13 protein-coding genes are annotated in these 15060 nt (G+C 66.0%); 6 read left to right on the top strand and 7 right to left on the bottom strand.

The window, feature by feature from the left end; translation table 11 throughout:
- Both NA2_RS09430 and NA2_RS09425 read left to right on the top strand, forming a co-directional pair.
- The coding region (locus NA2_RS09430) for an amidohydrolase (protein ID WP_008596439.1) at nt 1-941 on the top strand (941 nt) is incomplete at its 5' end.
- 232 nt (nt 942-1173) lie between these two features.
- On the top strand, nt 1174-2304 hold the full coding sequence (locus tag NA2_RS09425; protein ID WP_008596438.1) for a M20/M25/M40 family metallo-hydrolase: 1131 nt from the start codon (nt 1174-1176) through the stop codon (nt 2302-2304).
- A gap of 1 nt (nt 2305) precedes the next feature.
- Here NA2_RS09425 and NA2_RS09420 read toward each other — a convergent pair whose 3' ends face one another.
- The 6 genes from NA2_RS09420 to NA2_RS09395 all read right to left on the bottom strand — a co-directional run bounded on the left by NA2_RS09420 (nt 2306) and on the right by NA2_RS09395 (nt 7933).
- Entirely contained in the window at nt 2306-3013 is a 708-nt protein-coding gene (locus NA2_RS09420; protein WP_008596437.1) for an RES family NAD+ phosphorylase, read from the bottom strand.
- Nucleotides 3010-3423, bottom strand: coding sequence for an MbcA/ParS/Xre antitoxin family protein (locus NA2_RS09415; protein WP_008596436.1), 414 nt, complete (start codon nt 3421-3423; stop codon nt 3010-3012). Before NA2_RS09415 ends, NA2_RS09420 begins: the two co-directional genes overlap by 4 nt.
- A gap of 101 nt (nt 3424-3524) precedes the next feature.
- Nucleotides 3525-4643 (bottom strand): ABC transporter ATP-binding protein, encoded by a 1119-nt coding sequence (locus NA2_RS09410; protein WP_008596435.1) that lies wholly within the window; start codon nt 4641-4643, stop codon nt 3525-3527.
- A 3-nt stretch (nt 4644-4646) separates the two neighbouring features.
- Nucleotides 4647-5528, bottom strand: coding sequence for a carbohydrate ABC transporter permease (locus NA2_RS09405; protein ID WP_008596434.1), 882 nt, complete (start codon nt 5526-5528; stop codon nt 4647-4649).
- On the bottom strand, nt 5525-6403 hold the full coding sequence (locus tag NA2_RS09400; protein WP_008596433.1) for a carbohydrate ABC transporter permease: 879 nt from the start codon (nt 6401-6403) through the stop codon (nt 5525-5527). The genes NA2_RS09405 and NA2_RS09400 overlap by 4 nt, the downstream gene beginning before the upstream one ends.
- A gap of 276 nt (nt 6404-6679) precedes the next feature.
- Nucleotides 6680-7933 (bottom strand): ABC transporter substrate-binding protein, encoded by a 1254-nt coding sequence (locus NA2_RS09395; protein ID WP_008596432.1) that lies wholly within the window; start codon nt 7931-7933, stop codon nt 6680-6682.
- A 250-nt stretch (nt 7934-8183) separates the two neighbouring features.
- On the opposite strand from NA2_RS09395, the gene NA2_RS09390 reads away from it, so the two are divergent.
- A complete protein-coding gene (locus NA2_RS09390; RefSeq protein WP_008596431.1) occupies nt 8184-9215 on the top strand; it encodes a LacI family transcriptional regulator in 1032 nt (343 codons plus the stop codon).
- Between the two features lie 10 nt (nt 9216-9225).
- Here the strand turns inward: NA2_RS09390 and NA2_RS09385 are convergent, their stop codons facing one another.
- Complete coding sequence (locus NA2_RS09385; RefSeq protein ID WP_008596430.1) at nt 9226-9771, bottom strand: TetR/AcrR family transcriptional regulator; 546 nt, start codon at nt 9769-9771, stop codon at nt 9226-9228.
- Nucleotides 9772-9939: 168 nt separating this feature from the next.
- Here NA2_RS09385 and NA2_RS09380 point away from each other — a divergent pair, with 168 nt between their 5' ends.
- The 3 genes from NA2_RS09380 (at nt 9940) to NA2_RS09370 (ending at nt 14844) form a co-directional block, all read left to right on the top strand.
- A complete protein-coding gene (locus NA2_RS09380; RefSeq protein WP_008596429.1) occupies nt 9940-11106 on the top strand; it encodes an efflux RND transporter periplasmic adaptor subunit in 1167 nt (388 codons plus the stop codon).
- Complete coding sequence (locus NA2_RS09375) at nt 11103-14189, top strand: efflux RND transporter permease subunit (RefSeq protein WP_008596428.1); 3087 nt, start codon at nt 11103-11105, stop codon at nt 14187-14189. The genes NA2_RS09380 and NA2_RS09375 overlap by 4 nt, the downstream gene beginning before the upstream one ends.
- A 250-nt stretch (nt 14190-14439) precedes the next feature.
- A complete protein-coding gene (locus tag NA2_RS09370) occupies nt 14440-14844 on the top strand; it encodes a DUF4168 domain-containing protein (protein ID WP_008596426.1) in 405 nt (134 codons plus the stop codon).
- Nucleotides 14845-15060 lie beyond the last annotated feature (216 nt).

Genomic DNA, 15060 nt, shown 5'->3' with positions numbered 1-15060 from the left:
TGCGCGCCGACATGGACGCCCTGCCGATGGACGAATTGACCAACCTGCCCTACGCCTCGAAGAACCCGGGCGCCTTCCACGGCTGCGGCCATGACAGCCACACGGCGATGCTCCTGGGCGCCGCCCGCTATCTCGCCGAGACGCGCGACTTCGCCGGCCGGGCGGTGATGATCTTCCAGCCGGCGGAGGAGGGGCTGGGCGGCGCGCGCGCCATGCTCGCCGACGGGCTGTTCGAAAAGTTCCCCTGCGACGAGATCTACGGGATGCACAACAATCCGCTGGCGCCGCCCGACCGGTTCGGCGTCAAGCCGGGGCCGGCGATGGCCGGAGCGACCTTCTTCGACATCGTCATCAACGGCGTCGGCAGCCACGGCGCCATGCCGCAGCACGCCAGGGACCCCATCGTCATCGCCACGGCGCTGGTGCAGAGCCTGCAATCCATCGTCAGCCGCAACGTCCCGCCGACCGAGCCGGCCGTCGTCTCGGTGACGCAGATCCATTCCGGCTCCGCCTACAATGTCGTGCCCGACCGGGCGGTCATCTCCGGCACGATCCGCTATTTCGCCGACACGGTGCGCGACACGATCCTCGACCGGGTAACGAAGCTCTGCGCCGGCTTCGCCGAAAGCTACGAGGTGGAGATCGTCCCCGACCTGCGCCCGACCTTCGACGTGCTGATGAACGACGCCGACCTGAGCGAGGCCTATCGGGAAGCCGCCAGCGAGATCGTCGGCGCCGAGAACGCGACCGTCACCACGGAGCTGGTCACCGGCAGCGAGGATTTCGCCGACATGCTGAAAGCGGTGCCCGGCGCCTATTGCACGCTCGGCCACAGCGGTTCGGTGCCGGTGCACAATCCGGGCTTCATCCTCGACGACGCCATCCTGCCCGTCGGCGCCAGCATCATGGCACGCATCATCGAGAAGCGGCTGGCGGCGTAGGCGCGGGGTCTTTCATGCCGCGCCCCTTCGCACCCCCCTCTGGCCTGCCGGCCATCTCCCCCACAAGGGGGGAGATTGGCGGTCATCACCCACTTCGCCCCCTGCGGCGCTGCAGAAAATGCTGGGCTTGGATGAAGTTCGATCTCCCCCCTTGTGGGGGAGATGGCCGGCAGGCCAGAGGGGGGTGCGAAGGGGTACCAAGATTACAGCACTACCAACCAGGACACCTCCCATGAATTTCCGGAAACTCCCCTTCGACACCGACACGATGCTCGCCGGGCTCAAACCCTGGATCGAGTGCGAGAGCCCGACCTTCGACGCGGCCGCCGTCAATCGCATGATGGATCTCGCCGCCTACGACCTGGCGGCGGCGGGCGCCGAGATCGAGCGCATTCCCGGCCGCATGGGGTATGGCGGCTCGGTGCGCGCCCGCTTCCCGCACCGGGATTTCGGCAAGCCCGGCATCCTGATCTCCGGCCACATGGACACGGTGCATCCCGTCGGCACGCTGGCGAAGAACCCGTGGCGCGTCGAGGACGGGCTCTGCTACGGCCCCGGCATCCAGGACATGAAGGGCGGCAATTATGTGAGCCTGGAGGCGATCCGCCAGCTGGCGCTGGCCGGCGTCCAGACGCCGCTGCCGGTCACCGTGCTGTTCACGCCCGACGAGGAGATCGGCACGCCGTCGACGCGCGCGCTGATCGAGATGGAGGCGCGCAAGAACCGCTATGTGCTGGTGCCGGAGCCGGCCCGACCGGACGGCGGCGCCGTGACCGGGCGCTACGCCATCGCCCGTTTCAATGTCAGGACCTCCGGCCGGCCGAGCCATGCCGGCTGGGCGCTGAAAGACGGCCGCTCGGCGATCGCCGCCATGGCGCGCAAGATCATCGAGATCGAGGCGATGACCGGCGAGGACTGCACCTTCTCCGTCGGCGTCATCCATGCCGGGCAGTGGGTCAACTGCGTCTCCTCCTCCTGCGACGCGGAGGTGCTGTCGATGGCCAAGCGCCAGGCAGATCTCGACCACGGCGTCGAGCGCATGCTTGCCCTTTCAGGCGAGGAGAACGACGTGGTGATCGAGGTGACGCGCGGCGTCACGCGGCCGGTCTGGGAGCCGGATGCGGGCACGATGGCGGTCTACGAGCTGGCGCGCGGCATCGCCGGCGAGATCGGCTTCGAGCTGAGCCACGCCAGCGCCGGCGGCGGCTCGGACGGCAATTTCACCGGCGCCATGGGCATCCCGACGCTCGATTCCATCGGCGTGCGCGGCGCAGGTCTCCACACGCTCAACGAACACATCGAGATCGACAGCCTGGTCGAGCGGGCGCAGCTCGTGGCCGGCCTGCTCACGCGGCTGAAGTGATTCAGAGGATCCTGAACACCTGTCCGCTGCCGGCATCGCGGCAGAGGTCGACGCGCGCGCCGTCCCAGTGATAATCGAGATGGCGGCCCTGCACCGGGTTTGCCGCGCAGTCGGGATAGAACAGGCCGACACATTCGCCGCCATCGTGGCGCACGCTCGGATAGGCGATGCCGTCCGAGCCGGCAACGTGCAGGCGTGCGGAAAGAGCCTGGGCCCCGGCATAGTCGTCCGGCGCGAGCGCATCCTCCCAGCCGCCGCCGCGCAGGTCGTGCAGGCGCGCATCGACATCGAGCACGATCTCGCGGAACTGGGATGTCCAGCCGGCCGGTTCCGCCGTCGCCGCCATGAAGCGGGCGTGATGGTGGACGGTCTCGAACAACGCCGTCTCGAAGGCGTCGGCCACATAGAGCACGCCGAAGCGCCCGTCGCCGAAGCGGCTCGGCCGGTCCGGGCTGACATGGGTGAAGGGCGCCATCAGCCATGTCGCGCCGGGGCCTGAGACGCGGCGCTCCTCCGGCACCAGATCCAGATTGCCGATCGTCTCCATGATGCGCGGATTGGTCTTCTGCTCGGCGGAGATGAGCAGCGGCCAGTCGGCCGGGTCGGCGATGTCCTCGAAAAGATCGATGGGCGGAAAGATGCTGCGGATGATGCGCACCGCGCCCGCCCATTCGACATGCCTGCGCGGCGGCGTATCGGCTCCGCTCACCAGCCGCCCCGCTCGGCGTCCAGATAACGGCGCACACGCATCAGGTCGGTCAACTCGCCGCCCAGCATGATGTCGAGCGCCGAGCGGCCGGCGAAGGCGGCATTGGGCTTGCCGATCCATTGATAGGCGCGCTGCGGTTCGCGGAAGATCAGGCGCAGCGCCTTGTGAATGCCCATCAGGTTGGAAAGCCTGGCCTTGCCGTCGCGGTCGATGCGGCCCGTCTCGCCGCCCTTCCAGCGCCGGTAGGAGCGCACGGGCATGTCGAGCAGCACCGCCGCCTGCTCGTCGGTGAGACCCCACAGGCGGAACAGATTGAGCGTCGCGCGGAACATCGCCGCCGCCTCGTCGTCGCTGACGGGGTTCGGCCGGAAGTCGCGGGGCAGTGTGTCGACGGGTTGCAGAAGCGGCATTGCGCTTTCTCCTTTTGGCATTAAATAGTATTTTTAATGCCATTTGGCAAGAAGCGGCGGCAAATTGCCTATGCGCCGGGTCATGCAGCCGCATTCCGGGATCAGAGAATGCGCGCCTGCGTCTCCGGGTCGAAGATCACCGCCTTGTCGAGATTGAAGGCGAGGCGCGCCGTCTGGCCGGCGCTGATCGGCGCGTCGGCCCGCAGTCGCGCGATGATCTCGCGACCGCCGAGCCGCGTCACGGCGAAGGTGTCGGAACCGGCCGGCTCGATCACCTCGATCTCGCAATCGAGCTCGCTCACCTGGCGCGCGTTGCGGTCGGCGCTGTCGGGGTCGGTCAGCGCCTCCGGCCGGATGCCGAACACCACCTTCTGCCCGTTGCGCGCGGCGAGGTTGACCGCCGCGCCATTGGCCAGCGGCAGCACAAGCGGCGCGCCCTCGTCGCGCTGCATGACGATACCGACATTGCCGCCATCCGCCTCTACGGTTGCCGGGATGAGGTTCATCGACGGCGATCCCATGAAATCGGCGACAAACAGATTGGCCGGCTTGTTGTAGATCTCCGCCGGCGTGCCGAACTGCTGCAGCACCCCGTCCTTCAGGACGGCAATGCGGGTCGCCAGCGTCATCGCCTCGATCTGGTCGTGCGTCACATAGACGATGGTCGTGCCCATGCGCTGGTGCAGGCGCTTGATCTCCGTGCGCATGTCGACGCGCAGCTTGGCGTCGAGATTGGATAAGGGCTCGTCGAACAGGAACACCTGCGGCTCGCGCACCAGCGCCCGCCCCATGGCGACGCGCTGGCGCTGGCCGCCGGAAAGCTGGCTCGGCTTGCGGGTCAGGAGCTGGCCGATCTGCAGCGTCTCGGCCACCTTGGCGATGGCCTTGTCGCGCTCCGGCTTGGGCACGCCGCGGATCTCCATGCCGAAGCCGATGTTCTCGGCCACCGTCATGTTGGGATAGAGCGCGTAGGACTGGAACACCATGGCGATGTCGCGCTCGGAGGGGTGCAGGTCGTTGACCACCTTGCCGGCGATGCTGATCGAGCCGCTGCTGATCGCCTCCAGCCCGGCGATGGTGTTCAGCAGGGTCGACTTGCCGCAACCGGACGGGCCGACCAGCACCAGGAAGCCACCTTCCTCGATCTCCAGGTCAATGCCCTTCAGCACGTCGACCTTGCCGAAGGATTTGCGCAGGTTCTCGATTTTCAGGAAGGCCATGGGCTACCCCTTCACCGCGCCGGCCATCAGGCCGCGCACGAAATAGCGTCCGGAGACGATGTAGACGATCAGCGTCGGCAGCGCGGCGAGGATCGCGCCGGCGAAATGGACGTTGTATTCCTTCACGCCACCCGACGAGGAAACGAGATTGTTGAGCGCCACCGTCATCGGCAGCGAATCGAAGTCGCCGAAGGAGACGCCGAACAGGAAGTCGTTCCAGATGTTGGTGAACTGCCAGATCACCGTGACGACGATGATCGGTGCCGAGGAGGGCAGCAGGATGCGCCGGAAGATCTGGAAGAAGCGCGCCCCGTCGATCTGCGCCGCGCGCACCAGCTCGGTCGGGAAGGCGGCGTAGTAGTTGCGGAAGAACAGGGTCGTGAAGCCCAGCCCGTAGACCACGTGGATCAGCACAAGGCCGGTGGTCGTGCCCGCCAGCCCGAGCATGCCGAGGATGCGCGCCGCCGGGATCAGCGCGATCTGGAAGGGGATGAAGCAGGATAAGAGGATGAGACCGAAGACCACGTCGTCGCCGCGGAAGCGCCATTTGGTCAGGACGTAGCCGTTCAGCGCGCCCAGAATGGTGGAGATCGCCACCGCCGGCACGACCATCAGGATCGAGTTGAAGAAATAGGGCCGTAACCCCGTCGGCTGCACGCCGATCTGCGCGCTCGACCAGGCCTTGGCCCAGGGCTCGAGGGTGAAGATCTGCGGCAGGGACAGCATGTCGCCCTGGCGGATCTCGTCGAGCGGCTTCACCGAGTTCACCACCATCACGTAGAGTGGCAGCAGATAATAGAGCGCGAACAGGATCAGCACCGCGTAGAGAACCACGCGCAGGAAGCGGTTGCCCCTGCCCGTCCCGACGATCTTCTCCGCGCTCATCGCTGCCTCCCCGGCCGAAGCTCGGAATAGAGATAGGGAATGATGATCGAGAAGATCATCACCAGCATGATGATGGCCGACGAGGCGCCGATGCCCATCTGGTTGCGGGTGAAGGTGTAGGAATACATGAAGGTCGCCGGCAGTTCCGTCGCCTGGCCGGGGCCGCCGCCCGTCAGCGCCACCACCAAATCGTAGGACTTGATGGCGAGATGCGCCAGCACGACGAAGGCGGACAGGAAGACCGGTCGCATCATGGGGATGATGATGCGGCGATAGATGGTGACGTTCGACGCGCCGTCCATCTGCGCCGCCTTGATGATCTCGCCGTCGACGCCGCGCAGGCCGGCCAGGAACATCGCCATGACGAAGCCGGAGGACTGCCAGACGGCGGCGATCACCACCGTGTAGATCGCCAGGTTGCGGTCCTTGATCCAGGCGAACTCGAAGCCCGTCCAGCCCCATTGGTGCATGGTGCTCTCCAGCCCGATGCCGGGATCGAGGAACCATTTCCAGGCGGTGCCGGTGACGATGAAGGACAGCGCCATCGGATAGAGATAGATCGGCCGCAGAAAGCCCTCGCCGCGGATCTTCTGGTCGAGCAGGATGGCGAGGAACAGGCCGAGCACCGAGCAGATGACGATGTAGAGCGAGCCGAAGATCGCCAGATTGCCCAGCGCCCGCCACCAGTGGCGCAGGTTCCACAGCTTCTCGTAATTCTCGAAACCGACGAAGCCGTAGGACGGCAGCATGCGCGAGTCGGTCATCGACAGGTAGAGCGTGTAGAGGATGAAGGCGTAGACGAAGATCAGGATCAGCGCCAGGCTGGGGCTGAGCACCAGGCGCGGAATGAGATCCTGAAGGCGGTTGCGGCTCATGCGGGGTGTCCGAAGGGGTGTCGGCGCATTGCATCACCACCCCCCTCTGGCCTGCCGGCCATCTCCCCCCCAACGGGGGAGATTGTCCCTTCATTCAAGCCCCGCCCTCTGGAAAGCAGGCGAGACTGTCCCGACAGCCAATCTCCCCCCTTGTGGGGGAGATGCCCGGCAGGGCAGAGGGGGGTGCGCAGGAGCGTCATCGCTACCATGAATGATCTTCGGTTGCTGACTGGCCGGGCGGGTCGCATGACGCCGCCCGGCCCTTGCTGCCTGAGGCTATTGTGCCGCGGCGACGGCGTTCTTCAGCTCCTCGACGGCTTCCTCGGAGGTGAGTTCGCCGTTGAAGTGCTGCGTGACAACGTCGTTGACCGCGTTCTTGACGGCGGTCGGCGCGCCGTGGCCGTGGGCCATCGAGCCGAACAGCCCGCCGCCGGAATTGGCTTCGGCCAGATCCTGCATGCCCTTCTTGCCGCAATCATCGAAGGCCTCGTTGGGCACGTCGGTGCGCGCCGGCACGGAGCCCTTGACCACGTTGAAGGCCGACTGGAAGGCCGGGTCCATGACGGCGGAGGCCATCATCTTCTGCGCCTTCTGCTTGTCCTCGCCGACCTGGAACATGACGAACTGGTCGGAGTTGAAGGTCACCGAACCCTGCGTGCCGGGGAAGCGGATGCAGACGAAATCCTCGCCCGGCTTCTTGCCGGCCTTCAGGAACTCGCCCTTCGCCCAGTCGCCCATCATCTGCATGCCGCCGGTGCCCTCGATGACCATGGCCGAGGCCAGGTTCCAGTCGCGGCCGGAGAAGTTATCGTCCACATAGGTGCGCAGCTTCGCCATCCGGTCGAAGGCTTCCTTCATCTGGTCGGAGCCGAGCGCCTCGGGGTCGAGATCGTTCAGCGCGGCCTTGTAGAAATCGTTGCCGAGCGACAGGACCACGGCCTCGAACACCGTCGCGTCCTGCCAGGGCTGGCCGCCATGGGCGAGCGGCGTGATGCCGTTCTCCTTCATCTTGTCGAGCACGGCGACGAGTTCTTCCCAGGTCTCCGGGGCCTTGCCGCCGGCGGCATCCAGCGCCGCCTTGTTGATCCACACCCAGTTGGTGGAGTGGACGTTGACCGGCGAGGCGATCCAGTTGCCGTCGTGCTTGGAGAAGGTCTGCAGCGCAGCGGGCACCACGTCGGCCCAGCCTTCCTGCTCGGCCACCTCGTTCAGATTGCCGACCACGCCCTGCTGCGCCCAGTCGAGAATGTCGAAGCCGAGCATCTGCACGGCGGTGGGCGCATTGCCGGCCGTGACGCGGGCGCGCAGCGTGGTCATGGCGGCCTCGCCGCCGCCGCCGGCAACCGGCATGTCCTGCCAGGTGACGCCCTTCTTCTCCAGATCTTCCTTCAGCACGTTGAGCGCTGCGGCCTCGCCGCCCGAGGTCCACCAGTGCAGGACCTCGACCGAATCCTCGGCCTTGGAGGCTCCGGCGCCGAGCGTGAGAATGGCTGCTCCCGCCGCAAGCGCGGCGAATTTGCGAGTAATCATGACACTCCTCCCAATGGGATCGCTTGCTCCTCTGCGATCTATCTATTTATAACGTTATAAATCCCGGTAAGGTCAATCAGAATCTCACGGGACACATGGGAGGCGGTAAAACGTTGAACGGACATGGGTTTTCGGTCACAAGGCAGCACCTGGACGCGGCGCGAAGGCGATTTTGTATCGATTGAAATGGCAAGAATCAGAGAATCCCGAACCCGGCGACAGGCCGTAGCCGCAGTCGGCGGAGCCTGAGATGCCGCGCCGTTCCGATCGCCCCACGCTGCGCACCATCGCCGAACTGACGGGATTTGCCGTGACCACGGTTTCGCGCGCCATGCTGGACGACGCGCAGATCGCGCTGGAGACGCGCAAGCGCGTGCAGCGTGTGGCGCGCGAGGTCGGCTATCAGCCCGACCGCGCGGCGCGGCACCTGCGCACGGGCCGGACCAATGTGATCAGCGTCGTCCTCGACCCGCATGACGAGCTGCTCGGCTTCTCGACCTCGATGATCCGCGGCCTGACGCAGGCGCTGCGCGACACACAGTATCATCTTGTCATCACGCCGCATTTTGCCGAAACGCCATCGATCGAACCGATCCGCTATATCCTTCGGAACCGCATGGCGGACGGCGTGGTGTTCTCCCGCACGGAACCGTTCGATCCGCGCGTCGCGCTGCTGCTCGAGAACGACTTTCCGTTCGTTTCCCACGGCCGGACGAACCTGCCCGACGCGCATCCCTTCGTCGATTACGACAACGACGCGTTCGCCGCCCTCGCCGTCCGCCGGCTGGTCGCCAAAGGCCGCAAGCGCCTGGCACTCATCCTGCCGCCCGACCGCTTCACCTTTCACCAGCACCTGCGCGACGGGTTCCTGCGGTCCGTGCGGGAGGAGAGCGTGGCCGGCGAGCTGCCGGGCGACATCAACCTCGACAGCAGCACCGGCGACCTGTCCGCATGGCTGCGCTGGCGGCTCGGCCAGCCGTCGCCGCCAGACGGCATCGTCTGCGCCGGCGAGGTCTCGGCGCTATCCATCATGGCGGCGCTGAACGACCACGGCCTCGCGGTCGGCGATGATCTCGATCTCGTGGTCAAACAGACCTCCAGGCTCTACGACCAGGTCCGTCCGCGGGTCGACACGGTCTATGAGGACATATCGGAAGCTGGAGAGTTGCTTGGCCGGCTCCTGATCCGGCGCATAGCTGGCGAAGAGCCAGGCGCCCTGAGCCACCTGCAAAAGCCGGCGCCGCGTTTCGCAAAGCCGCAGGCCCGCCGCGCCCCAGTCTAGCGCAAAGTACTTATGCAGGTTCGAGCAGCCGGCGCAGCGCGTCCACGACCTGGTCCGTCTCGGCTTCATCGACCACGTTGATCGACAGAAGCTCCATGGCGCGGATGCCATGAACCACCAGCAGCGCGATCACCGCCAAGGCCGGGTCGTCGGCGCCGGCCTTCATGCGGTCGAGGACATCGCGCTCGAAGCGCTGCACCGGCTTCAGGAACTCGGGATCCTCCGCAAGCGCCGCAAGCAGGCCGGACGGGGGCGGCTGGCGGCGCGCACGCTCGCCGACGAAATGATCGATATACGCCTGGACCGGGGCATTCGCCACGCCGGCCCTTGCGGCTTCACGCTCGCGCAGCTGCGCGTCTTCCTCGTGCATGAATTTCTCGACCAGCGCCTCGAAGAGCTTCGACTTGCTGGAGAAGTGATAGAGAAGCCCGCCCTTCGACACGCCGGCGCGCGCCGCCACGGCATCGAGCGACATACTGCCTGCCCCGGTCTCCCGGACGATCTCACCGGCGGCTTCGAGAATCTTGTCGCGCGCGCCGGAACGGGATTTTGTCACTGAAAGTCCTCGTCCATCTTGACAATACCGTCCAGACGGTACAGTAAATGGCTAACGGTTTGCAAGCCTTATCTGCGCGTCCAGCCTTGAGTCTGGCATCCCGTGTCGCTATTTGCGCCACTCCTGCGTACACTACACCACAACCCACATGCCCCGGGATCTGACCCCATGATCAAGCGCCTCCTCATCGCCATCGTCCTGCTTGCGGTCCTCGCAGGCGGCATAGTCGGCTTCAACATGTTCCGCGATCAGGCGATCCAGCAGTTCTTCGCCAACATGCCGGTGCCCTCCGTCGCGGTGTCGACGGTCGAAGCCAAGGACGGCAGCTGGACCCCGTCGGTCGACGCGATCGGCACCGTCAACGCCATCCGCGGCGTCGATCTGACCGTCGAGACCACGGGCATCGTCACCGAGATCGGCTTCGAGGCCAACCAGCAGGTCCGGGAAGACGATGTGCTCCTGCAGCTCGAGGACAAGGTGCAGCAGGCCGATCTCCAGGCATCGCGCACCCAGGCGGCCCTCGACCAGCAATCGCTGGACCGGGCGCGCGAGCTGCGCAGCCGCGGCGTCGGATCGAGCGTCACGCTGGAGACCGCAGAGGCCGCCGCGCAGGCGTCGGCCGCCCAGGTGCAGAAGCTCGAGGCCGTGCTCCAGCAGCGCCAGCTGCGCGCGCCGTTCAACGGCACGATCGGCATTCCGCGCGTCGACAAAGGTCAGTACCTGTCCCCCGGCACGATCGTCGCGACCTTGCAGGATCTGGAGACGATGCGGGCCGACTTCACCGTGCCGGAGCAGCAGCTCGGCCTCCTGAAGATCGGTCAGCCCGTGCGTCTGTGGCCGAACGAAGGCGACGAGGCATTCAACGGCCAGATCACCGGCATCGACCCGAAGGTGGACCCGTCGAGCCGGCTGGTTTCGGTGCGTGCCGAGATTTCCAACCCCGAGGGCAAGCTCACGCCGGGCCAGTTCGTCCGCGTCAAGGTCGACCTGCCGCAGGAAGACGGCGTCATCGCGCTGCCGCTGACGGCGGTCGTCACCAGCCTCTACGGTGACTACGTGTTTGCCGTTCGCGAAGCCGAGGGAGAAGGCGAGAACGGCGAGAAGAAGCTGCAGGCGCGCCAGGTCTTCGTCCAGGTGGGCCGTCGCTCCGGCGCCCAGGCGGAAGTCCGTTCGGGCGTCGAGCCGGGCGACATCGTCATCACGGCCGGCCAGAACCGGCTGTCCAACGGCACGCCGGTGACGATCGACAACACGATTAATCCGGGCAATCCGGGCGATCCGGAAGGCACGCCCGAAGCGGCGGACAACGAGACCGACAAGGCGGCGGCGCAATGAGCTTCTCCGACATCTTCATCCGCCGGCCGGTCCTGTCGACCGTCCTGGCGTTGCTCATCCTCCTTCTCGGCTTCCAGGGCCTGTTCAACCTGCAGGTCCGCCAGTATCCGGAAGTCGAGGAAACGGTGATCACCGTCACCACGGTCTATCCGGGCGCGAGCGCCGACCTGATCCAGGGCTTCATCACCGCGCCGATCTCGGCGGCGGTGGCGACCACGGAGAATGTCGACTACGTCACCTCGCAGAGCCGGCCGTCGGCCAGCACGGTGAGCGTGCAGATGCGCCTCGGCTCGAATCCCGACGTGGCGCTGACCGAGGTCATGTCCAAGGTCCAGCAGGTGCGCAGCCAGCTGCCGGCGGATGCCAAGGACCCGACCATCGTCAAGGGCACGGGCATGCAGTTCGCCACCATGTATCTGGCGATGCAGAACCCGAACATGACCGGCGAGCAGCTCACCGAGTACATCGAACGCGTCATCCGTCCGCGCATGTCGACCATTCCCGGCGTCGCCGAGGTGCAGGTCATCGGCGCGGCGAACTACTCGATGCGCGTGTGGATCGACCCGGTCCGGCTCGCGGCGCGCAAACTGACCGCCGCCGAGGTGCTGGCCGGCATCCGGGCGTCGAACTTCCTCGCCGCTCCCGGCAAGACCAAGAACGAGTACGTCACCTACGCGATCACCATGCAGTCGACCCTGCAGACGCCGGAAGCCTTCGGCGCGCTGCCGATCAAGGCGTCGGGCGACGAGGTGGTGCGCCTGCGCGACGTGGCGGAAGTCGAACTTGCCGCCGAGAGCACCGACATGGTGGTCAACTTCAACGGGCAGCCGGGCACCTTCATCGGCGTGTTCCCGACCCCGGGCGCCAATCCGCTCGACGTGGCCGGCGCGGTGACCGAGGAGCTGCCTTCGATCCAGGGAAGCCTGCCCGAGGGCATGCAGATCGAGCTGCTCTACGACGCCACCGATTCCATCAGCGCCTCGATCGACGAGGTGTTCAAGACGATCGCCGAGGCGGTCGCCATCGTGGTCGTCATCATCCTGCTGTTCCTGGGGTCGTTCCGCTCGGTGCTGATGCCCATCGTCACGATCCCGCTGTCCCTGATCGGCGTGTGTTTCGTCCTGTTCACGCTCGGCTACTCCATCAACCTCCTGTCGTTGCTGGCCATGGTGCTCGCCATCGGCCTGGTGGTGGATGACGCCATCGTCGTGGTGGAGAACATCCACCGCCACATCGAGGAAGGCCTGTCGCCGCGCAAGGCCGCCTTCGTCGGCATGAAGGAGATCACCGGTCCGGTCGTCGCCATGACGATCACGCTTGCCGCCGTGTTCGCGCCGCTGGCCTTCACGGGCGGCCTGACGGGCTCGCTGTTCCGCGAGTTCGCCATGACGCTCGCCGGCGCCGTGGTCATTTCCGGCATCGTCGCGCTGACCATCACGCCGATGATGTCCGCCCGCATCCTGCAACGCGGCAATCACAGCCGGTTCCAGATCTTCGTCGACCGGGCCTTCGACCGGCTGGCGAATTTCTACGAGCGCATGGTGGGCGGGTCGCTGAAGTATCGTCCGGTGACGCTGCTTGTCGTCCTGGTGCTGATCGGCCTGACGGGCTTCATGTTCATGAACACGTCGAGCGAACTGGCGCCGGAGGAGGACGAGGGCGCCCTGTTCTCGCTGATCACCGCGCCCCCCTATGCGACGAGCGACTACACGAAGCTCTACACCGACCAGATGCGCGAGCTGACCAAGGACCTGCCGGAGCTGAAGGCCAATTTCTCCATCGTCGGCTTCGGCGGACAGACCAATTCCGGCATCGCTCTCTGGGCCTTCAAGGATTGGGCGGATCGCGACCGGCCGCAGAAGGAGATCCAGCAGGACATCCAGGCGCGCCTGTCGAAGATCGCCGGCGTCGAGGCGCTGGTCTTCGCTCCGCCCTCCCTGCCGGGCGCCGGCGGCGGCCTGCCGATCTCGCTCGTCATCCAGTCCACCAGCGATTCCAGCCGCGTGTTCGAGGTGGCCGAGAAGATCAAGGAAGAGGCCCAGGCCACCGGCCGCTTCATCGTCGTGCAGAACTCGCTCGCCTACAACGCGCAGCAGGTGGTGGTGACGGTCGATCGCGACCGGGCCGCCGCGCTGAACCTGCCGATCAGCGATGTCGGCACGACGCTCAGCCTGCTGGTCGGCGGCGGCGCGATCGCCCAGTTCGACCGCGATTCCAACAGCTACGACATCATCATGCAGGTGCCGGAGGAGTATCGCGAGAATCCCGAGCGGCTCGGCGACTTCTTCGTTCGCAGCACGACCGGCGAGATGGTGCCGCTTTCGGCGGTGGTCACGATCTCCACCGGCGTGACGGCGGCGGCCATCGAGCAGTTCAACCAGCTCAACTCCGCCACGATCGCGGCGCTGCCGGTTCCGGGCGTTTCCACCGGCACCGGTCTTGCGGTGATCGAGGACATCGCCCGAAGCGCCATGCCGGACGGCTTCTTCATCGAGTATTCGGGCCAGTCCCGCCTCGAGGTGGAGCAGGGCAGCACGATCCTGATCGCCTTCGCACTTGCCGTGATCGTCATCTACCTGGTGCTGGCGGCACAGTTCGAGAGCTTCCGCGATCCGCTGATCATCATGATGACCGTGCCCCTGTCGATCTTCGGCGCCGTGCTGCCGCTCAATCTCGGCCTATCGACGCTGAACATCTATACGCAGGTCGGCCTGATCACGCTGATCGGCCTGATCACCAAGCACGGCATCCTGATGGTCGAGTTCGCCAACCAGCAGCGCGAGGAGCACGGCATGGGCCGCGTCGAGGCGATCATCGCCTCGGCCAAGGTGCGTCTGCGGCCGATCCTGATGACGACAGCCGCCATGTCGCTGGGCGTCGTTCCGCTGATCCTGGCAGATGGCGCCGGCGCCGCGGCGCGCTACTCGATGGGCCTCGTCATCTTCACCGGCCTGATCATCGGCACATGCTTCACGCTGTTCGTGGTGCCGATGTTCTACACCTTCATCTCGAAGGAAAAAGTCGCGCACGAGGAAGACGACTACCCGGTCGGAAACGCGCCGCCGACACCGGCCGCGGAATAGGCTGCCGACACCGTCGTCCTGATGGAATGAAAGAGGGCTCCGCCGCGCGGGGCCCTTTTTCTTGCGTGCGGCATCGGAAGACGGGAGGCAGGGAGAAGGACCTTCCGTCATTTTTTGTTTTGCCGAGCAATCCGAATTGATCGCGGTCTCGCCGGCCGGCTTCCCTTTCCGCCACATTCTTCGCGTCGGTTGCGCCCGGGATATGTCCGGGTTTGGGCCTGACCGACATTGAAGCGAAAGGAACGACACGATGATTCTACGCAAGACCCCGCGCACGCTCGCCGCCACGCTCGGCATCGCTCTGGGCGCTGCGCTCGTCAGCCCCGTCTTTGCGCAGGACGCCGCGCCGGCGACACCTCCCGCGGTGCAGTCCCAGACATTCGACGACCAGAAGCTCGAAGCCTTCACCGTCGCTTTCCTGGCCGTCAGCGACGTCAAGGACCAGTACACGCAGCGCTTCCGCGAAGCGCCGTCCGAAGACGAGAAGCAGAAGATCCAGACCGAGGCCTCGCAGAAGATGGAGCAGGCCGTCTCGCAGACCGACGGCATTTCGGTCGACGAGTACAACAAGATCATCGAGTCGGCGCAGACAGATGAAGCACTGGCGCAGAAACTGAACGGCATGATCGGACAGGCCGCCCAGCCGAAGAACTGACGCGTCGTCTCTCGCAACCCTGCGGAGGTCAGGCGATCTCGCCTGACCGCAGGATACGATAGTGGGCCGGCGCCTCCACGCGTGAAGGCATTGCCTGAGTGCCGGCCCTGCGGTTGCCCAGACGGTCCGCCGCGAATCGCAAGCTGACACAGCCGGCTCACTATGTCGAGATCAAGCGCATCCGAGCGACCAGGAGCGCCAGGACCAGCAGAGAAC

Source organism: Nitratireductor pacificus pht-3B, assembly GCF_000300335.1.
Lineage (GTDB): Bacteria > Pseudomonadota > Alphaproteobacteria > Rhizobiales > Rhizobiaceae > Nitratireductor > Nitratireductor pacificus.
Note: the sequence above shows the minus strand (reverse complement) of the source record. Positions and strands in the feature narration are given on the sequence as shown.